This is a genomic window from Sorangium sp. So ce385, from assembly GCF_051474135.1.
Lineage (GTDB): Bacteria > Myxococcota_A > Polyangia > Polyangiales > Polyangiaceae > Sorangium > Sorangium cellulosum_D.
The window spans coordinates 4,495,498-4,515,185 of record NZ_CP150337.1; the positions used below are offsets into that span (position 1 = coordinate 4,495,498).

At 71.3% G+C, this 19,688-nt stretch carries 13 protein-coding genes; 4 read left to right on the forward strand and 9 right to left on the reverse strand.

The genetic code is table 11. The annotated features are described in order from the left end of the window. Positions 1-5: 5 nt before the first annotated feature. Positions 6-368, forward strand: a complete 363-nt coding sequence (locus WME83_RS16655; protein WP_437320268.1) for a hypothetical protein — start codon at positions 6-8, stop codon at positions 366-368. Between the two features lie 36 nt (positions 369-404). Here WME83_RS16655 and WME83_RS16660 read toward each other — a convergent pair whose 3' ends face one another. From WME83_RS16660 to WME83_RS16690, 7 genes are all read right to left on the reverse strand, one after another. Further along, entirely contained in the window at positions 405-1,403 is a 999-nt protein-coding gene (locus tag WME83_RS16660) for a HupE/UreJ family protein (RefSeq protein WP_437320269.1), read from the reverse strand. Further along, positions 1,400-2,194 carry a hypothetical protein gene (locus WME83_RS16665; protein WP_437320270.1) on the reverse strand — a complete coding sequence of 265 codons (795 nt, stop codon included), beginning with the start codon at positions 2,192-2,194 and terminating at the stop codon, positions 1,400-1,402. Before WME83_RS16665 ends, WME83_RS16660 begins: the two co-directional genes overlap by 4 nt. A gap of 208 nt (positions 2,195-2,402) precedes the next feature. Then, positions 2,403-3,605 carry a polysaccharide deacetylase family protein gene (locus tag WME83_RS16670; protein WP_437320271.1) on the reverse strand — a complete coding sequence of 401 codons (1,203 nt, stop codon included), beginning with the start codon at positions 3,603-3,605 and terminating at the stop codon, positions 2,403-2,405. 475 nt (positions 3,606-4,080) lie between these two features. Continuing rightward, positions 4,081-5,736, reverse strand: coding sequence for a LamG-like jellyroll fold domain-containing protein (locus WME83_RS16675; protein WP_437320272.1), 1,656 nt, complete (start codon positions 5,734-5,736; stop codon positions 4,081-4,083). Positions 5,737-6,024: 288 nt separating this feature from the next. Next, positions 6,025-8,016: a S8 family peptidase gene (locus tag WME83_RS16680; protein WP_437320273.1), complete on the reverse strand. Its 1,992-nt coding sequence runs from the start codon at positions 8,014-8,016 to the stop codon at positions 6,025-6,027. Positions 8,017-8,370: 354 nt separating this feature from the next. Next, a complete protein-coding gene (locus WME83_RS16685) occupies positions 8,371-10,938 on the reverse strand; it encodes a polynucleotide kinase-phosphatase (RefSeq protein WP_437320274.1) in 2,568 nt (855 codons plus the stop codon). Next, positions 10,935-12,473, reverse strand: coding sequence for a 3' terminal RNA ribose 2'-O-methyltransferase Hen1 (locus WME83_RS16690; RefSeq protein ID WP_437320275.1), 1,539 nt, complete (start codon positions 12,471-12,473; stop codon positions 10,935-10,937). The genes WME83_RS16685 and WME83_RS16690 overlap by 4 nt, the downstream gene beginning before the upstream one ends. A 422-nt stretch (positions 12,474-12,895) precedes the next feature. Between WME83_RS16690 and WME83_RS16695 the strand changes: the two genes are divergently transcribed. Together WME83_RS16695 and WME83_RS16700 are read left to right on the forward strand one after the other, a co-directional pair. Continuing rightward, on the forward strand, positions 12,896-14,206 hold the full coding sequence (locus WME83_RS16695; RefSeq protein ID WP_437320276.1) for an expansin EXLX1 family cellulose-binding protein: 1,311 nt from the start codon (positions 12,896-12,898) through the stop codon (positions 14,204-14,206). Between the two features lie 407 nt (positions 14,207-14,613). Further along, a complete protein-coding gene (locus WME83_RS16700) occupies positions 14,614-15,738 on the forward strand; it encodes an STAS domain-containing protein (RefSeq protein ID WP_437320277.1) in 1,125 nt (374 codons plus the stop codon). Here WME83_RS16700 and WME83_RS16705 read toward each other — a convergent pair whose 3' ends face one another. Both WME83_RS16705 and WME83_RS16710 read right to left on the reverse strand, forming a co-directional pair. Next, positions 15,739-17,193 (reverse strand): hypothetical protein, encoded by a 1,455-nt coding sequence (locus tag WME83_RS16705; protein ID WP_437320278.1) that lies wholly within the window; start codon positions 17,191-17,193, stop codon positions 15,739-15,741. Positions 17,194-17,330: 137 nt separating this feature from the next. Continuing rightward, positions 17,331-18,464, reverse strand: a complete 1,134-nt coding sequence (locus WME83_RS16710) for a hypothetical protein (RefSeq protein ID WP_437320279.1) — start codon at positions 18,462-18,464, stop codon at positions 17,331-17,333. 447 nt (positions 18,465-18,911) lie between these two features. Between WME83_RS16710 and WME83_RS16715 the strand changes: the two genes are divergently transcribed. Continuing rightward, a complete protein-coding gene (locus tag WME83_RS16715; RefSeq protein ID WP_437320280.1) occupies positions 18,912-19,667 on the forward strand; it encodes a hypothetical protein in 756 nt (251 codons plus the stop codon). Positions 19,668-19,688: the final 21 nt, after the last annotated feature.

Here is a 19,688-nt window from a genome sequence, read left to right on the forward strand (position 1 = left end):
GGCGCGTGATCACGGTGCATTTCCACGTGCCGGTGCCGCCGCTCGCGTGGGACAGCTCGCTCCCTGCGCCGCACCAGAGCGCGCTCACCGAGTGGGCGCAGGGGCGCGGCTTCGAGGTCCGCACGGCGAGCACGCGGATCCCGATCACCTCCGTCGCCATTTCGGGCGACACGGTGCGCATCACCGTCGGCAACGATCTCCCCTCGTCGGGCGTCTGGGTCGGCTACGCGATGACCAGCGACGGCACGGCGTTCTCCGGCCGCACGTGGCGCTCGGGCCAGCTGCGCGACTCGGATCCCTTTGTCGGCTCGATGACCGGGACCGCGCAGCCGAATTACGCGGTGGCGTTCGAGATGCCCGTGCCCTGAGGCGCGCCGGCAGGGCGGCTCCCTCCGCGGGAGCCGCTACACGCCGGTGCCCGTCAGGGTCGCGACGATGCGCTCGATCGACCAGTAGCCTGCCATTCCCCCCATCGCATATACGAGGCCGCGCCGCACCGCCGCCGGTTGCACGGGGACCCGCGCGGCCAAAAGGCTCAGCGCAAGCACCAGCGCGATCACGCCGAGCTGACCGATCTCCACGCCCACGTTGAAGAACAGGAGCGCGGTCGGCACATGCTTTTCCGGCAGTCCGATGTCGAGCAGCGACGACGCGAACCCGAGCCCGTGAAGCAGCCCGAAGGCGAACGTGACGGCCCACGGGGCCCGGTGGGCGAGCGAGTCGGCCGGCCGCAGGCACTCGCCGCAGACCAGGACGATCGAGAGCGCGATGGTCGCTTCGACCGGCGGGGCCGGCAACGTCAGCCAGCCGAACACGGCGCAGGCCAGCGTCAGGCTGTGCGCGACCGTGAACGCCGTGACGGCGCCGACAAGCTTCCGACCGCCGCGCACGAGGAGCGTGAGCGCGATGACGAAGAGGAGGTGATCGAACCCGGTCAGGATGTGCTCGACGCCGAGCCACGTGTAATCGATGACGATCGGCTTCAGCGCGAGGAGCCCGGCGGAAGCGGGGATACCGTAAACCACGAAGCTCGGGTCGCTGCCGGTCAACACCCGGAGCAGCCGGCTTCCGCTGCGCCACTCGATCGCCACCATCACGTTGGTCTCGGTCCCCTCGAGCCAGGGGAGCTCGACGGTGCCGACCAGGCCGGCGGGACCGCAGTCGAGAAACTCCCCGTCGAGCTTGCAGGGCGGGGGGAACACGGCGGGCGCCGCGAGCTCGGACTTGAGCGTGGACGAGCTCGCCTCCCAGCGCATGAGGAACCGCCCCTCGCGGCCTTCGACTTCCGTCAGCGAGAGCGACGCCGAGTTAAGCTCGTGGCCTTTTGCTGAGGCAGGCGCCAGAAATACGGCCAGGAGGAGCGGCAGGGCCCGCGCCAGCCGGAGCAGCCACAGAGGATTCAAGGCTCCTCCTCGAACCTGTACCGCGCGACGACGCTCTCGACGAAGGCGTCGGCGGCTTGCCTCTTCCTCGCGGCGGTCCAGTCGACGACGAGGGTCGGACGTATCGACTCGCGGCTGGGCAGCCCTCCTTCGATCCGGTTGACCCGCGCGAGCAGCAGGCTGTCCTCGGTCTCCAGGGGCTGCCACGTCGCGAGCGGCAGGTTGCACATGCTCTCGGAGACCGCAGGTCCGAACTTGGCTGCGAGCTTGTCGCGGGTGAAGTTGCCGCCCGCGATCGGACGACCGAGCGTGCTTGGGTCCGCACCGTCGGCCAGCGCACGTCGATACGCCGACCGCTGCGTCTCTGCCGCTGGATCGCTCTTGGGAAAAGCGACGACCTCGAAGCTGTACCGCAGCGGCGCTTCGTAGTGGCTCCGGTGAGCGGCCAACCACGCGTCCAGCTCTGCGTCCGTCGGCTCCCGCGGCGGCGTCTGCTGCGCCGCCCGTGCCCGCAGCTTGTCCGCCAGCACGGTCCGCACCGTCGCGTCCTGCCGATCGAGCCCCTCCCGCAGCGCCTCACGATAGAGCACCTCGTCCCGCTTCCACCGGTCGAGCGCCGCCTTCAGCTCCGCCTCCGTCGGCGCCCGCCCCGTCTCATCGCGGAACCGCCGCTCCACGTCCGCCTTCAGCCCTCCGCTGACGACGACCACCCTCGGATCGCCGACGATGAGCCGGTGGGCGAGAAATAGCAGCGCGCCGATGATGAGGAAATGAACGATCGGCTCGCGGAGCAACCGAGCGAAGCTCCCCATGGGTCTCACGGTGGTGTCAGACATGGTATTTAGGGGTCGAAGATGCCGCCTTCATGCCAGGGCGTCCGAGGGCCGCGCTCTGCGCCATCGGCGCGGTCGCCGCTCGCTGGCCACGGCTGCGCGTGGCCGTCATCCTGGCATGAACGGGTGGGGGTCGGCTACGCCCGAAGCCGCGCCGGTGACGGCGCGGGGCTCCGGGCGGCTCGCTTCACGGCGACAGCGTGAGGGACTTCGCGTCGAGCGCCACCTCATAGAACCCGTGCGGATTCCAGGGAAGCGCGGCGCCGTTCTGCTTGGGCGTGCCGCCGGTGACCGTCACGCGCACGTACTTGCCCGGCGGGAAGTTCGCGGGGAGCTGCCACGTGTACGTCGTCTCGCCGCCGGTCTGATTGCTGTCGGCGTCGGTGACCGCCTTCTGGCCGAGCCAGTAGGCGCCGATCGTCTCCATGGTGCCGATCCACACGTCGCCGAAATCCTTGACGTGCTTGACGTGCTCGAGGAAGGCGTTGAGCGGGATGGGCATATAGGCGCCGTCGCTGCCGCCGGTGAAGCCGTGGATGCAGAAGGTGCGCCACTTCTTGCCCGTCCGCGCGCTCGTGACCTCCGCGTCCATCTGCGCCGTGCTGGCGTTCTGCGGGGGAATGTAGGTGGGCAGCTTGAACGGATTGCTCGAGTCGTTCGGGCTGATCAGGGCGTTGGACACGCCGCGGTTGATGAGGAAGCGCGACTGGGCGATGCTCACATACGCATCCGAGCCGTTCGGAGCCGCCATCGTATACGGCGTGATGCTCCACTTGTCCTTGATGAACTGCGTCGCGGCGTCCGTGTCAGAGCCGTTGTCGTTGCTGCTGTGGCTCTTCGTGTGGTTGCCGAGCTCATGGCCGTCCATGAGCGCCTTCGTCCACACCGGGTTGTTCGCTTCGTTCTTGCCGGTCCAGACGTAGAAGGTGAACGGCACGCCGAGCGCGTTCAGCGCATCGTAGTTCTGGATCTGGGTCTGGTTCACGTCGTCGAAGGAGTACGTCACGGCGCCCGCGAAGCCGGCCCAATCGATGACCTTGAGGCCGCCGGCAGCGCCGGACGGCTTCGCCACGTTGTCGGGGCCGGGGGGCGTCGGAAGACCGGAATCGACCGGCGGCGTCGGCTCACCGCCCGCGCCTCCGTCACCCGAGCCGCCCTCGCCGCCGCCGCCGGTGCCGGCGCTGGTGCTGGTGCTGGTGCTCGCGTCGCCGCCGGTGCCTCCGGTCGACGCCGAGGTCGTGCCGCCCGGATCGCCGGAGGTCACGCTCCCCGTCGTGCCGCTGGTCGTCGTCGTCGCCGCCTGGCCACCGCCGCCGCCGGAGCCACCGTCGCCGTCATCGCCGCAGCCGCCGATGTGCAGCGCTCCCAACAGGAGCAACGCACCGAGCACGGGTGACGATGAAAAATTCCCGAAGTGGCGCAATCGAGATTGTCTCAACATAGGTTAACCACAAAGATTCCCGCAAGGCGCTCGGATGATCACGACGCACGCGGATCGACGCTGCGCATGAACCGCTTGCAGTTGACAGGTAGGAACGGGGCCGCGTCGACGGAGCGCGCCGTCGACCTTCCTCCTCGCGGCACGGCGATGGCCCGAGCATCCCGAGCTTCGCCTCGACCTCGCGTGCAGCGCCGTGCTCGATCTCGCGACCTAGCGACCTCGTTCGTCGTACTGCTCTTGTCGCATTGTCGTCGGGCGAGGTCAAGAGGCGGGCGGCGCACGCGATGTCGCCGTGACGTGGGCAGGAGCGGCCGCGCCGGGCCGGCGGCGAGCACCCTCAGCCGTCAGATCCCGGCCCGGCGCGCGGACAACGCAGCTCACGGCGGCGCGAGCGTCGTGGCGCCGCGGCGAGGGCCGCCGCCCTTCAGGGATAGAAGTTCACGGGGACCTTGTTGCTCGCCCCGCTGCCGTTGCGCACGCGGATGTACCCAGGGCCGAGGCCGCTCGGGACCTGCACGGTGAGGCTCGTCCCGGTGATGGTGGTCGGGCTTACGACGGTCGTGTGCGTGGCGTCCACGAACTCGACCTGTGCGCCGGACCCGAAGCCGGAGCCGGTGAGGGTCACGGTCGTGTTCGAGTACATATAGTCGGCGTTCCCGAAGTCGAGCCAGAGCCCGCCGCGCACGAGCACGCCGGACGAGAGCATCGGGCTCTCCTGGAGGATCATCTGCTCGTGATCGAAGAAGATGGTCGTCGGGTAGCCGCCGTGCCATCCCATGATCGACTCGCCGGGATAGCTGTCCGGGTGGTGCAGGCCGAACGAGTGCCCGAGCTCGTGCGCGACAGTCCCCTTCGGCGTGCCGTCGAGGCATTGCCACGTGGCGTACCCGCAGTGGATCGCCAGCGGCTCGCGCACGCCGGAGATGGGCTCGAGCACCCAGTCGCCCACGACGGCGAAGCCGGTGTAGTCGCCATAGAGGGTGGCGCCGGCATAGCCGCCGCCGCCCTGGGAGAAGACGAGCGTGGACTGCCGCGCCGGGAAGCCGCCGACGGCCTGAGACACCGCGTTCAGCCAGTTCGGGATCTCGATCGGGTTGTTCTGGCAGGCGCTCGACGGCGACGAGCCGCAGCGCATGTTCACGTAGTTCTGGGACGAGCGCACCGCCTGGACCGAGCCCACGAGGTGGAACGAGACGTTCGACTGCTGGCGATACCAGGCTTGCAGCTCGGCGAGGTACGTGTTGATGGCGTCGACGTACTCCTGGTGGTACGGCTGGTCGTTCGGATAGACGTAATACGCCCTCACCGGGTAGACCTCGCCCGCGGAAAGCTGCGCCACCTGCGTGGAGCTCAGGGCCTGCTGGTAGAGGCGGACCTCGTCGATCAGGCCGTCGTAGGCGTTCCAGGCGGGGTGTCCGCCGATGACGATGGGCCGCGTCGATTGCTGAAGCGTGCCGGACGCGGGCGTCGAGGCGCGGAGCTCGCCGTTCACGTAGAGCTTGAGCGCCGCGCCGTCGTACACGCCGGCGACGTGGGCCCAGGCGTTCGCGACGGCGGGGGTCTCGACGATCACGTGCTGGCCCGCGCCTGCGCCCGGGAAGGCCACGGAGAAGAAGTACTTGCCGTGGTCGATGCCGAGCAGGAACGAGTCCGCGGCGTACCACTGGTTCACGATGGTGCGGTACCCCGTCACGCTCCGCGGGTTGACCCAGGCGGCCGCCGTGATCTGGTCCTGGAAGTGGAGGTAGCTCCGCCCCGCGCTGCTGATCTCCACCTGATCGCCGGCGCCGTTGAAGTCGCCGGCGGACAGGAACTTCCCGGGGCTGCAGAGGCCGCGGCCGGACATCACCCCGAACGCCCCCTGGCCCGAGTCCTCCCGGACCCGCGCGTTCGTCCCGTCCGTGCAGGTGTCGAAGCTCCAGTAAGCCGCCGGCGTCGGCAGGCTGGCCCGGTCCGCCACGAGCGCGCCGGACGCGGTGTCCACCGCCTCGCCTTCGGCCTCGTCCAGAGCGCCGGACGCGACGCAGCCCGCGAGGCTCGAAAGCAGGGCGACGGCGACCGATAGAGATACCGTGTGCATGGGAATTCGCATGGAAATGAGTGCCTTTCTTGCCGGGCGCGCGCCCACGCGAGCGTGCTCTGCCGGTGGGCCGGCGGCGCGGCCAGCGCCGTGGAATGAGGCAGGGCCCCGGGGAGATTCGCCCCGAGCGATCCGCCTGCCCGTTCCTTCGCCGCGCCCTCGGGGCGTCTGACATGACGGCAAGAAAACGACGCCCGCGCCGGGCTGGCTGCGCGCCGCAGCCGCCGGCGAGCACCTTGTCGCGTGGCGCCGCGTGGCGCGGGCGTCGAGCCCGGCTTTCGCCAGAGGCTAGAGGTTCGAGATCACCCGCAACGCGCGCACCGCGTCCACGAAGCCGAAGCCCGTCTCGAAGTCGAAGCCGGGGGCTCCTTCGACGCGTACCGGACCGATCTCGCCTCCGAGGTCCCGCAGCCGCATGTCCTCCGCGGTGAGCCTCAGCACCAGGTACACGAGCGCCGGTGGGAGCCTGTCCGAGCCGAGGACGCTCGTGCCGGCCGCGACGTCGCGCGCGTGTGCGTCGAGCATCAGGGCGGCCACGGCAGCGACGTGCGGCGCGGACGCCGACGTGCCGAAGAAGTTCGGAAACCGGTCGGGCTCGGTGCTGCCGGGGATCTCCACCGTGATGGGGGCGAAGAAGAACGTCGTGTTTCCGCCGTCCGGTCCGGTCACGCCGGGCTTCAGCCGCACCTCCGGGATCGGGAGGCGCCTGCCGCGATCGTCGAACAAGATCGGCGTGCCGCCGACGGAGGAGAAGGATTCCAAGCATGCGGGTACGCACGCCCGGTTGAGCGGGCCCCACTCCTCGGTCTGGAACCACGCCGCGGCGCCGACCGCCTCGGCGCCAGCGGCGTTCATGTGACCGTACATCGTGGAGCTCCGCGTGTCGAACTCCTCGACGCTGAACGTACCCTCGCGCTCGATCCACACGTATTTCATGAGATCCGGCTTCGGGCCCGCGATCAGCTCGATACCGATCTGGAACTCCATCGCCACGCCAGAGCCGTTGACGAGCGCGGCGACCTCGACCGCATCCCGGCCGAGGTTGTCGGCGATGCCTGCGATCTGGCAGACGACCTGCGCGGGGTCCAACGTGCACTCCTCGACGCGTTCGCCGTTCATGTGATAAAAGACCAGGTCCAAATCGCTCTGCGAACCGCGCCTGCCGTTGGCCGAGAGCGAGGGTTGGTCCCAGTTGAACGCCACGATGGTGGTCGATTCCGCGCTCGCCGAGACGCGCTGCAGGTCGTCGACGCGCGGCCCCGGATCGAAGTCGTGGCGCTGCCCGCCGCACTCACCGACCCGGCCAGAGTCGCGGAACCTCGACTGGTAGGACTGGCGTTCCACGTTGCCGGCGGCCGAGAAGTACGCCACGCCGCGCTTGACCACCCGATCCACCGCGTCGGCGACCCGCCCGTCCTCGAACATCGGCTCATCGAAATAGATGATATCGTCGACGATGACCCTCGCGCCATTGTCGGCGAGCTCCACGATCCCGGCGGCAAAGTCGTCCTCGCTGATGGACGCCGTGTGGAAGGACAGGCTCGCTCCCGGCGCGACGTCGTGGATGATCTGCATCATGGCGCGGCCTTCGTCGAGGCATCCGGGAAGCGTCGTCCGGTCCACGTCCTCCAGGACGACGGTGTCCCGAGGCAGGTCGTCGTTGCGGATGTCGTCAGCGGCGTCGGTGAACATCTGACCGGGGAAGAGCGGCTCATGCCGACAGTCGAAGCTGTCCGACAGCACACCGACGCGGACCCCGCGGCCGTCGACGCCGAACCGCGCGCGCGCGACGTCGCTCCGCAGCGAGCGATCGCCTTGCGTCGTGACCAGACCTGCCTGCGTCGCCGCCATCGTGGGCTTCATGTACCTCAGGTCCCTCATGGCCGCGATGGCGCCGAGGCGCGCGATCGGGACACGGCCCGACACGGACTCGCCATGGACCTTCGCGTCGAGCATGCCCTCGCGGGCGAGCCGCGCCGCGAGCGCCGCGCCGTCGTCGCCGTACGCGCTGACGGCGACGTAGCCGTCGTGCACGCGGAGCGCCGGGAACTTCCGGGCGAACGCGGCGTCATCGGCCGAGGGATGCGCCGCGGCGGCTCGCTGCAGCGCGAGCAGATGAGGCCCGAGCTTCGCGCCCGGCCCAGACGTGAGGTCGCCCTTGCACTCATGCAGCGCCTCCGCGGTCTGCTGCGGATCCGTCTCCTCTTCCCAGCTGGGCTCGCCCACGCACCCTAACAGCACCATCGAGAGAGCACACGCAGAGATCCCCCAGAGCTTCATCTCGATCCCCCCTCGAGCGGGTCGACGCGCGGCTGCGCTCGACGAGGCTCGCTTCACGTCAAGGAATGATGTTCATCCAGGGCGTCCTGGATATGTCATCACGGCGATGACAGCCTTTTGCCCTTATGGATTCGGTTCATGATCCCACCGCCTCCTCCCTGCGCAACGGGTTTTACCGCTGTCCAGGGGCAGCGCGACCGGCACGGAATCGGCTGTTCGTCAGCGCTCCCTCTGCCACCGTCTCGCGTCGCCGGAGCTCCTCCCGGATGACGCATTCACGGTAGGCTCCCGGGGAGGGGGGCGGCTCGGCAATACCTGCGTACCCAAGGAGGAGCGCAGGCGACGCCGTATCGATCAAAGCCGAGGATCGATGGGCTCGCTCTCCAGCGCGAGCACCCCGAACACGCACTCGTGCACGCGGTAGAGCGGCTCGCCCTCGACGAAGCGGTGGAGCGCCTCCAGCCCGAGCGCGTACTCCCGCAGCGCCAGCGCGCGCTTCGCGGAGACGCTGCGGTGGCGCAGCCGCGCGAGGTGCTGCGGCATCAGGTACTCCGGGCCGTAGATGATGCGCAGGTACTCCGGCCCGCGGCACTTGATCGCCGGCTGGACGAGCCCCCTCGGCCCGCGCACCACCCACTCCCACGACTTGACCACCATCCCCTCGCCGCCGCGCTCGACCATCTCCGTCCAGAAGGCCACCGCCTGCGCCTCGCTCGCCGGATCCGAGAGGTCGACGACGCGGTGCGGGGTCGGCACGAAGAACGCCGGATCGACCTCGCAGAGCCGCCCGAGCTGCCGCAGGTGGAAGCCGTGATCCCGCGAGGCGTGCACCGCGCCCTCGCTCGCCAGCAGGTGGAACGGGGCCAGCCGGAGATCGGCGATCGACCGCACCGGCCAGCAGTAGCGCCGGTAGGCCGCCACGTACCCGTCCATCGCGGCCTTCCGGGCCGCGTGGCGCTCGAGCAAGGGCCGCGCGCTCTCGTCGCGGCCGGCCGCCATCTCGAGCGCCCGGACCGCGGCGTCGAGCGACGCGCGGCCGGACGCGCCCACGGCGGCGTACTGCCCGCGCAAGAGGTCCTGCGCCTTCGCGGACCAGGGCAGGAGCTCCGCGTCGAGGCAGACCCAGTCGGTGCGGAGCTCGGCCCAGAGATCCGCGCGGTCCAGCGCGGCGCGCACCCGGTCGATGAGCTCCCGGCTCCGCGCCTCGTCCGCGAAGAACGGCCTGCCCGTGCGCGTGACGCACACGCCGAGCGGCCCGTCGTCGACGCGGAACCGCCGCTTCCGCGCCGCCTCGTCGCGGCACACGACCAAGACCGCGCGCGACCCCATGTGCTTCTCCTCGCACACGACGCGGCCCACGCCGTTCTGCCGGAAATACGCGAACGCCTCGCACGGGTGCTCGAGCAGGCCGCCGTCCTTCGAGGTCTCGCTCGGCGACATGGTCGGCGGCAGGTAGATGAGCCAGCGCGGATCCACGGCGAAGCGGCTCATCGCCTCGAGCGCCGCCGCGGCGTTCTCCTCGCGGATCGTCACCATGCCGTGCACCCGCGTCCGGATCGCGCGGCGGCCACGGATATCGTCGATGTCGAGCGCGTCGTCCGCCGGCCCCCGCGGGTCGGCCTTCGGCTCGCCCCCGCGCGGCGCGAGCGGCTTCTGCGGCTCGTAGTACACGCGGCGCGCCTTGACCTCGACGAGCTCGCGCTCCGGGTAGCGGAGCGCCGTGAGCGCGCCGCCGAACACGCACCCCGTGTCGATGCAGATGGTGCGGTTCTCCCACTCGGCCACGGTCGTCGGCGTGTGGCCGTAGACCACCATCGCCTTGCCGCGGTACTCCGAGGCCCAGTTGTACCGCACGGGCAGGCCGTACTCGTCGGTCTCGCCGGTGGTCTCGCCGTACAGGCAGAACTCGCGCACCGCCCCCGAGCCGCGGCCCTGGAACGCCTCCTTCACGCCCGCGTGCGCGACCGCGAGGTTGCCGTCGTCGAGCACGTAATGGCTGACGAGGCCGTCGATGAAGTCCGCCGCCTTCGCCTTGAACTCGTCCGTCTCGACCTCGAGCTGCGCGAGCGTCAGCTCGAGGCCGTGGGTCGGCCGCACGTCGCGGCCGCGCAGCTTCTTGAGCAGCTTCACGTCGTGGTTGCCGGGCACGCAGAGCGCCGCGCCCGACGCGACCATCGCCATCGCGAGGCGCAGCACGTCGGGCGAGCGCGGCCCGCGGTCCACGAGGTCACCGAGGAAGATCGCGCGCCGGCCCTCGGGGTGCGACGCCCGGGGCGCGTCCGGCAGCCCCTCCAGGCGGTAGCCGAGCGCCTCGAGCAGCTCGACGAGCTCGTCGAAGCAGCCGTGGACGTCGCCGATGATGTCGAACGGCCCGCGCTCGTCGCGGCGATCGGTCCACAGGCGCTGCCGCTCGATCGTGGCGGCCGCGACCTCCTCGGGCGAGGAGAGCACGTGCACGTAGCGGAAGCCCTCGCGCCGGAGATCCCTGAGCGAGCGGCGGAGCTCGCGGCTCTGGCCGCGCACGACGTGCGGGCCGAACTGCCGGTCCGCGCGGCCGGCGTTGCGCGCGTGGCAGAGCTTCTCGGGCATGTCGAGCACGATGGCGACCGGCAGCACGTGGTGCTCGCGCGCGAGCGCGACGAGCGGCCTGCGCGCGTCGGCCTGCACGTTGGTCGCGTCGACGACGGTGAGCCTCCCCGCCGCGAGCCGCTTGCCCGCGATGAAGCGCAGGACCTCGAACGCGTCGCCGCTGGCGGCCTGGTCGTTCTCGTCGTCGGATACGACGCCGCGGTAGTGGTCGGACGAGAGGATCTCGGTCGGCTTGAAGTGCGCCCGCGCGAACGTGCTCTTGCCGGAGCCGGAGGCGCCGACGAGCACGACCAGCGAGAGCGCGGGGACGACCAGCGGCTTCGGCTCGCTCACGACGCCTCCTCCTCCGCCTGCGCCCCGGCGCCGCCGCCGTCCGCGCCGGCCTGGCCGCCGCGGCCGTCCGCCTTGCCCTGGCCGTCCGCGCCGGTCTGGTCGCTCGCGCCGGCCTGGCCGCTCGCGCCGTCCTCTCCGGCCGCGCGCGTGAAGATCGCCATCTGCGTCGGGGCGCCGAGCGACGGATCCATCGGGCCGATGGGCAGGTGCTCGACGGCGTAGCCGTGCGCGCCCGCGACCTCGGCGCAGAACGCGTGGAACTCGGCGCGCGTCCACTCGAAGCGGTGGTCGCCGTGGCGGAGCGCGCCGCGCGGGAGCCCCTCGAACCGCACGTTGTACTCGGCGTTCGGCGTGGTCACGACGGCGACGCGCGGCCGCGCGTGCTCGAAGATGGCGCGGGTGAGCGCGCCGAGCCGCGGGGGGTCGACGTGCTCGATGACCTCGATCAGGGTGATGGCGTCGTAGCCCGAGAAGCGGGCGTCGCGGTACGTGACCGACGCCTGGAAGAGCTGGATCCGCCGCCGTTGCTTGTCGGGGAGGTCGTCGAGGCGGAGCCGGTTCTTGGCGATCTCGAGGCTGCGCATCGAGACGTCGGCGCCGGCGACGCGCTCGAAGACGCGCTCGTCGACGAGGCGCTTCAGCAGCTTGCCCTCGCCGCAGCCGAGGTCGAGCACGCTCCTCGCCTCGGCGCGGCGGAGCGCCGCGACGACCGCCGCGCGCCGCTCCTCGTCGAGGCTCATCCGCGCCTCGGCCTTGTCCTCGGGCGCGGCCTTGTCGTCCTCGGCCTCCTCGGGGCTCGCCTCCTCGTCGGCCACGAGCCGGGCGAGCGCCGCGCGGAAGAGCGGCCGGCTGTGCTTGAGGTAGCGGAGCGCGATCGCCTCGCGCTCGGGGTGCTCCGCGAGCCAGCCCTCGCCCTTGGCGAGGAGGTTCTCGACCTCGGCGTCGCCCACGTAGTAGTGCTTCTTGTCGTCGAGCACGGGCACGAGCACGTAGAGGTGCGCGAGCAGCTCGCGGAGGCGGCACGTCCTCGCCAGCGAGACGCGCAGGTAGACGCTCTGGCCCCAGTCCGGGAACGCCTCGTCGAGCGGGAGGCGCTCGGCCGCGACCTCGTAGCCGAGCGGCTCGAAGAGCCGCCGGAGCAGCGCCTCGCCGCCGCGGCACGGCAGCGCCTCGATCGTGGCGGAGAGGGGGAGCGGCACGTCGGCGAGCTCCGGGCGGTCGCGGCACTTGCCGCCGAGCGCCGAGCCGAAGACCTGCGCGATCGCCACCGAGAGGAACGACGAGGCGACGTAGGGCCGGTCGTTGACGTACTGGGCGAGCGTGCCCGGCTCGCCGGCGCCGCGCCCGCGCACGAGGTCCACGGGGTCGACGTCGAGCAGGAGCGCCGCGGTGCACCGCTCCTCGGTCGCCTCCGGATAGAACACGTGGGCCTTGCCGAACGAGAGCGCGAACGACTGCGTGTGCGCCGGGTTCTTGACGAGCAGGTAGCCGAGATCGGTCGCCGGCCGGTGCGTGGTGGTGAGCGTGAGGAGCATCGGGCGCCGCAGTCTACGGGAGCCGAGCGACGCGCCACAACTGCGCGCCCGGAGCCCCGGGGCGCAGAGCACGATCACCGCCGCGAAAGCGCGCAGCTCGACAGGGCGCGCCGGCGCGAGATCGACAGGCCAGCTCGGGTTCGCTGGCGTCGAACGCTCGAGGGGGGGCCGGTGGTGATAGGGGCGCTCGTGGGGAGTGATGTGGGCAATCGGCGCCTGTGTAGATGCTTGTGACTGAGTTGAAATCTTCGATGGGACAGCGGATTTCTCCGATCGTGGGAGATCATTTCAGGGTGCTTGTCTGTTAAAATGATGTTTCTGTGCGTTCGAGCGATGGCGAGCTCATGAATCTGCATTAATGGAGGTGTTGCCGGTCGCGCCCTCTCGGCGCGCCCACGACGTGGAGACTTAGGATGCGATCTTTGGCTTATCGAACCGCTGCTGCCTTCTCTCTCTCTGGCCTCTTCGCCGTCGCGTGCACCGCCGAGGTGCCCGGCGAGGAGACCGCGGGCGACCTCACCAGCGCCGTGGTGACGACCGACGGGCTCGGCGTCGCGGCGCTGACGAGATCGTCCGACTGGGGCAGCGGCTATTGCGCGAACGTGAACGTGGTGAACGAGGGGACCACGCCGGTGACGTCGTGGACCGTCGTCATCGATCTCAGGCAGTCGACCCTGAGCAACATGTGGGAGGCCCAGCCCAGCCCGAGCGGCTCGCTCCTGACGGTGACGCCGGCTTCCGGTCGCGGGCAGATCCCGGTGGGAGGCGCGGCCAGCTTCGGGTTCTGCGCGACCGCGACCGGGAGCGACTACCAGCCGGTGATGGTGTCCATGACCCAGACCGGCGCGACCGGCTCCGGCGCGACGACGAGCTCCGGCGGCACGACCGGCTCGGGGGTCACGACCGGCGCGGGCGGCTCGGGCGGGGCAGGTGGCAGCGGCGGGGGCGCGACGACCGGCGCCGGCGGCTCGGGCGGCGGGAGCGCCGTGACCGGCGGCGGCTCCGACGGCGACGGGAGCGGCGGCACCTGCTCGATGCCGCTCCAGAGCTACGAGGACGGCCGCGGATCGGTGACGTGGTACACGCTCGGCCAGGGCTCGGGCGGCGCGGTGAACTGCAGCTTTCCGGTGCTCGGGAGCAACCCGGACAAGGTTGCGCACGTGGCGACCGGCGGAGGGCGGTATTTCGCGGCGCTGAACACGGCCGATTACGACACCGCGGCCGCGTGCGGGGCCTGCGTGGAGGTGAGCCGCGACGACGGGCGCAAGGTCGTGGCGACGGTCGTCGATCAGTGTCCGACCGGCAGCAACCCGAAGTGCACGGCCGGTCACATCGATCTGAGCAAGGACGCCTTCCTGCAGATCGGGTCGGCCGAGGAGGGGTATCTCGGGACCGGCAACGGCGGCGCGAAGGGCAAGATCTCGTGGAAGTTCGTCCCGTGCCCCGTCGAGGGGAACCTCTCCATCTCGCTGAAGGAGCAGAACGCCTGGTGGAACGAGTTCCGGGTGCAGGGCCACCGCAACCCGATCGCCAGGGTCCAGGTCCAGCTCGACGGGGCGTGGAAGGAGGCCACGCGGCGGGACTACAACTACTGGCGTGTCGGCGACGGCAACATGAAGCCGGGGCCGTGGCGCGTGCGCGTCATCGACGTCTTCGACGAGGTGATCGAGACCACGGTCCAGGTCACCACGGCCGAGCAGACCGCGTCGGCCCAGTTCTCGACGTGCGAGTGAGCCCCATCCCATCACCGCGGACGATCTTCACATCCACGCTCCGGCGCGGGTAGTGGTCAAATTTGCCCAGAGAGAGTCCACATGAAGGCGGGGAGGCGGGAAGAGTATTGAGATTTTTCTTCCCGCCTTCCTGCCTTCATGTTCAAATTTGACCACGGCTCCGGCGCCCGCTGCCCCGCCGGAGCCGCCGTGATTCGCGCCCACCCCGGCGAGGGGATCCTTTCACCGCTGCTCCGGCTCACAGCGCGAAGAATGCCGTCGCGGACGTGCGCTCCTGCGTGAGCCCCGTACTGCCGTCTTGGCCGGATCGGGGCCTGTCGCGGCTCGCCCGTCGAGGGCGACGCGCGCCGGGCTGAGCCGGTACACTGCGTCAGGCGGGCGGGTGAGCTCGTGGATTCGGAGAATGTATGAGCACAAGCTCTCAGCTTCTGGACGAGAAGATCCGCGTGGACGTCGGGGGCATGCCGATCGAGTGGGACGTCGCGCGCGGGCAGTGCACCTGGGCCGGCGTCCCGTCGGTGTCCATGTTCGTGCCGAGCAGCGTGCTCGGGCTGATGTCCGGCTTCCAGCGGATGGCGGGGACCGAGCGCTTCAACCTCGCCGTGGAGAGCGGGGGTCGGCTCAGCGTCGATGACGACTGGAGGTTCCTCTCCGGCTATCCGACGTTCGAGGAGGGCTTCAGGGCGCTCGGCATCGGCGCGGCCACCGCGGGCTGGGGCCTCTGGCAGGTGGTCTCCATCGACCGAGAGCGGAGGGAGGCGCGCTTCCGCGTGGTGAACGGGTGGGAAGCGCTCTATCAGCAGGAGCTCGACGTCTGCTGGGGGAGCAGCATGATGGCGGGCAAGCTGGCCGGATATTGCACGAGGCTGTTCGGTCAGGAGTGCGAGGTCGAGCAAACGTCGTTCGCGGCGCGGGGCGATCCCCACGACGAGTTCACGGTGCGCCCCGCGACGACGACCCTGGAGGAGCGGCTGAACCGCCTGCTCGACGAGGAGCGGGCGACGAAGGCGGATCTGGCGATCGCGCTGCACAAGCTCAAACGCGAGGTCGAGGAGCGGGCCCGCATCGCCGAGGAGCTCCAGAACACCGAGCAGGAGCTCCGCGAGAAGCTGTCGCTCATCGAGCGGCAGCAGCGCGAGCTGCGCGCGCTCGCCACGCCGATCATCCAGGTGTGGGACGGCGTGCTGACGCTCCCCTTGATCGGCACGCTCGACGGCGTGCGGGCCGGGGTGATCACGGAGGAGCTGCTCGACGCGATCGTCCGGACCGGCGCGCGCTATGCGATCCTCGACATGACCGGGGTCGACGGCATCGATGAGGCGACGGCGGACCACGTGATCCGGATCGTGCGCGCGGTCGAGCTGCTCGGCGCCAAGGGGGTGATCACCGGGGTGCGCCCCGCGGTGGCGGCGCTGATCACGTCGCTCGGCCTCGACATGGCCGCCGTCGCCACGCTGCGGAACGTCCGCGAGGGGCTGCGGATGTGCCTTCGATCGCTGGCGGGCGCGCCCGCCGGCGGCGGCGGGAGGTAGTCAGCCGCCGCCGGCGCCGCCCGTACCGCCGGCGCCGCCCGTGCCGCCCGTGCCGCCAGCGCCGCCTGTACCGCCGGCGCCGCCCGTGCCGCCAGCGCCAGCAGCGCCGCCCGCGCCGCCAGCGCCGGCGCCGCCCGTGCCGCCAGCGCCGCCCGTGCCGCCAGCGCCGCCCGTGCCGCCAGCGCCGCCCGTGCCGCCAGCGCCAGCAGCGCCGCCCGCGCCGGCGCCGCCCATCCCGCCGGCGCCGCCGGTGCCGCCAGCGCCGCCCATCCCGCCGGTGCCGCCGGTGCCGCCAGCGCCACCCGTGCCCGAATCGCCCCGCGGGTATCGCTCATCGAGGCACAGCGGGCCATCCGGCGTCTCGGTGCAGACCTCGCGTTCTTTCGTGCAATCCCTCTGGCCACGCGGGCATTTCGTCGGTCCGAAGACGCAGAACCCGTTGCGGTTCAGCCCCACGAACGTGCAGGAGGCGTGCGGCATCAGGCAGTCGTCATGGCTCGTGCACGCCTTCGTGCAGGCGCCGACGTCGCCGATGCCGGGATCCTCCTCCAGCGCGTAGAGGCAGATCCCGCTCTGCAGCCCTCCACAGTCCTCGTTCGCGATGTCCCCGCCGAGCGCGCACAGCCCGGTGCACACGCCGAGCCTCGGGCCGAACCGGACGCACCACCCCGCGCAGGGGTCGGTACCCTCGTCCCCGACCTCGCACGGTGAGCCCGCAGGCAGCCCCGTCGTCGGCTCGTCGACGCAGAGGTTGATCCGGGGGTCGCACACACGGCCGGGGCACTGGCGGTCCGAGCCGCAGCTCGGCATGCACACCGACACATCACCGATGGTGTCGCAGCGGAGATCCTCGCGGCCGTGGCACTTCGCCGGATCGAGCTCGTCGACGATCGTGGCGAGCGGGGGAGCTCCCAGGGCGCATCCCAGAAGGCAGATGCCCTCGAGGCACGCGCTGCCCTCGCCCTCGCAATCGCTGTCTGCAGCGCACGACGTCGTGCAGTACCCGCCCGCAGGGCCTCCGCCGAAGAACCCATCCTCCGCTGCGGAGAGGCAGATGCCGCTCAGGCCGCAGTCCGCGTCCACCTCGCACCGGGCGCCGAGCCTCCCGTCGCCGCTGCCGCCGCTGCCGCCGCTGCCGCCGCCGCCGCCGCCGCTGCCGCCGCTGCCGCCGCTGCCGCCGCCGCCGCCGCCGCCGTCGCCGCTGCTGCCACCGCCGCTGCCGCCGTCGCCGCCGCCATTGCCGCCCTCGGCGCCGGTGCCGCTGCCGCCGTCGCCGCTGCCGCTGCCGCCCTCGGCGCCGGTGCCGCCCACGCCCGAGCTGGCGCTCCCCGAGGCGGCGCTCGCGCTCGTCCAGCCTCCTCCCGCGCCGCCGTCGGTGCCGTCAGAGCAACCGAGCAGCCCTGTCGAAACAGCGAGCGTGGTGAACAGAGTCGCCGAGATCGTTCGCATTTTCATCGATGTCTCCCGCGCCTGGAGGCCCTGCCCGCAGCGGGCGCGCCCTCGACCGACGCCGAGACAGTAACGGAATCGGCGCTGCGCCAACATCGACAAATGCCGCGCGCCGCCGCCTGGCGCGCGATCGCGATCTCGCGTCAAAGCCGCACGAGCAGCCCGAGGAACCCCGCGAACGTCGGCCTGCCCGCCGTGCCGAGCCGCTCGCCCCCGAGCGTCACGACGGCGCGAGGCTCGGCGAAGATCGCGTGCGCGTCGAGCAGGAGCGCCGCGCGGTCGGTGAGGCGCAGCCCGGCGCCCCCGCCGAGGCTCGCGGCGATCGACCAGACCTCGCCCGTCGCGCTCCGGAGCGGCGGCAGGGGATCGCCAGCGATGAACAGGTGGACCCCGCCCACGCCGGCCGAGAGCACGGGCGAGATCGCGGCGCCCGTCTCCGGCGCCCACACGGCCTCCAGCAGCGCCATCTCCTGGCGGACCGACACCGCGCCGAGCGCGCCCTCGAGCGCCGGCCCGATCGCCGGCCCCGCGAACGTCAGCCGCGCCGCGAGCCCCGCCGGCAGCGCGCCCCCGCCGACGCCCGCGCCGTACGACAGCCGCAGCGCCGGACCGAGCGCCGGCCCGATGCCGCCCGCGCTGAGCAGCGCCACGAGCCCGGCCTCCACGCCGAAGCCCTCGAGCATCCCGGGCCGCTCGGCCGCCGGCCCCGGATCGGCGCCGGCCTGCCGCCGCACCGGCGCCATCCACCGCTGCACGTCCTCGGGGACGGCGGCGCGCTCGCCGCCCGCCGCGCCCTCGGGCGGCGCGCGCGACGAGAGCAGGCTCGCCTCCAGCAGGCTCGCCTGCAGGAGCTCCACGGCGCGCACCGCCATCACCGAGGGCGCCGCCGCGCCGGCCACCTCCACGGTGCGCACGACCGTCTTCTGCGTCACCCGGTCGACGATCCAGAGGTCCGCCGTCGCGCCCGCCCGGGAGCGGAAGATCGCCGCGGCCGCGAACGCGCCCTCGTCCTGCGCGGCGCGCTCCAGCGCGGCGCGCGCGTCGCCCTCGCGCCCCTGCGGGACGCGCACCACCTCGAACCCCGCCGCGCCGAGCTCGGCCCGGAGCCGCGTGGCGGCCTCGCGGACCAGCGGGTCGTCCGCGTCGGCCTCGACGATCACGACCCGCGAGGCGGCCGCCGCGGCCTGCTGCGACGGCGCAGGCGGCGCCGCCGCGGCCCGCGCGGGGGCGAGCGCCGGGGCCAGCAGGAGCGAGGCCAGGAGGGTGAAGGAGCGCACACGCCAGGGCTTATCAGATCGCAGCCGGCACGCGGAGACGCATCACGGCTCCAAGCGACCGCGGACGAGGGGCGCACGCGCGCCGCGAGCCGCGGTTTCCGACAATTTCCAAGGAGAATCGCGCGCTCGGAGCGGCCCGACCTGCGTCCGCCTCTTCCGTCTCAGGACGGATCGACGACGGCACGCCGCGGGCAGGGCAGGAGGCCAGGTACGCAGCGCTCCGCTGCTCCCTCGGCTCCGTGATCACCGCACCGCCGTGCGCGCCCAGCGCGCCGCCGATGCCGCGGCTGGCGCCGGCGGGGTGGCCCTCCCGGACGCCTCGGACCGCGAGCATCCGAGCCGTGGAAGCCGGGATCCGAGGAGGTCTCGATGCCAGCGATGGGCGACATACGCGCGGACTTGCACGCCCGATGAAAGCGTCGCAGGCTCGCCGATGAGATGGCGCCCTTGAAGGAGCTCAACGCGGCGTCGCGTGACGGTCGGACGATCCTCGCGAGAGAGTTCTTCGATCTCCAGCTCACGTTCGCAGAGACAGCCGCGGCGCTTTCCGGGCTCTCTCTGGAACTGGCCCTGCTCAACTATACGAACCTTTATGTCCGGTTCGGTCTCGGACGCGACTTCGACAGCGAGCATGAGCTGTGGCGCGCTTACGTGGCTGGACTGAAGACTGCGGCGGACGCTCGTGCGTGGACCTATCGATACTACCTGATGGCCGCGGAGGCGAACACGTCGCCGGCTGTCCTCGCTGCCGTTGGCTGCTTTTCATATGCCGTGCTCGACAGCAACGTGGTTCGATTGCACTTCCGCAACGTCGACCCCGAAGGGTGCTCGCCGCTCTCAGCCGCGCGGTATGGACAGCGACGAGCCGAGCTGACGAAGCTATTTGCTCGAATAAAGTCTGAGTTTGCGCAGGAGCTCGTCGTCGCGGGAGTCTCGTGGTTGTACAACCTCAACGCCTACCGAAGGCTTTTCCCGCGCGACTATGTCGCATCGGCCCGCGCGGTCCACGGCCTCTATCGATCCATGCCGTTGTGGGGCCAGTTCCTGCATCACGGCGGCGGCGTGAAGACGACGATGGCGCGGACATTCCTAGAAGCCATCGCCGAGCGTCGATCGATCGCTGAGCTGGGCGACTGCTTTCCGCTCCCCGTCCTGACCGTCGAGGCGCCGATTCAAAGTTTTTATGCGTTCTATGGCGTTTAGGGCGCCGATCCGCTTGAAGCG

Excerpts from the sequence above, each read along its gene's own strand:
- WME83_RS16665 (WP_437320270.1), bottom strand. The coding sequence starts at position 2,194 with ATGGGGAGCTTCGCTCGGTTGCTCCGCGAGCCGATCGTTCATTTCCTC.
- WME83_RS16675 (WP_437320272.1), bottom strand. The coding sequence starts at position 5,736 with ATGCACACGGTATCTCTATCGGTCGCCGTCGCCCTGCTTTCGAGCCTC.
- WME83_RS16680 (WP_437320273.1), bottom strand. The coding sequence starts at position 8,016 with ATGAAGCTCTGGGGGATCTCTGCGTGTGCTCTCTCGATGGTGCTGTTA.
- WME83_RS16690 (WP_437320275.1), bottom strand. The coding sequence starts at position 12,473 with ATGCTCCTCACGCTCACCACCACGCACCGGCCGGCGACCGATCTCGGC.
- WME83_RS16700 (WP_437320277.1), top strand. The coding sequence starts at position 14,614 with ATGAGCACAAGCTCTCAGCTTCTGGACGAGAAGATCCGCGTGGACGTC.
- WME83_RS16705 (WP_437320278.1), bottom strand. The coding sequence starts at position 17,193 with ATGAAAATGCGAACGATCTCGGCGACTCTGTTCACCACGCTCGCTGTT.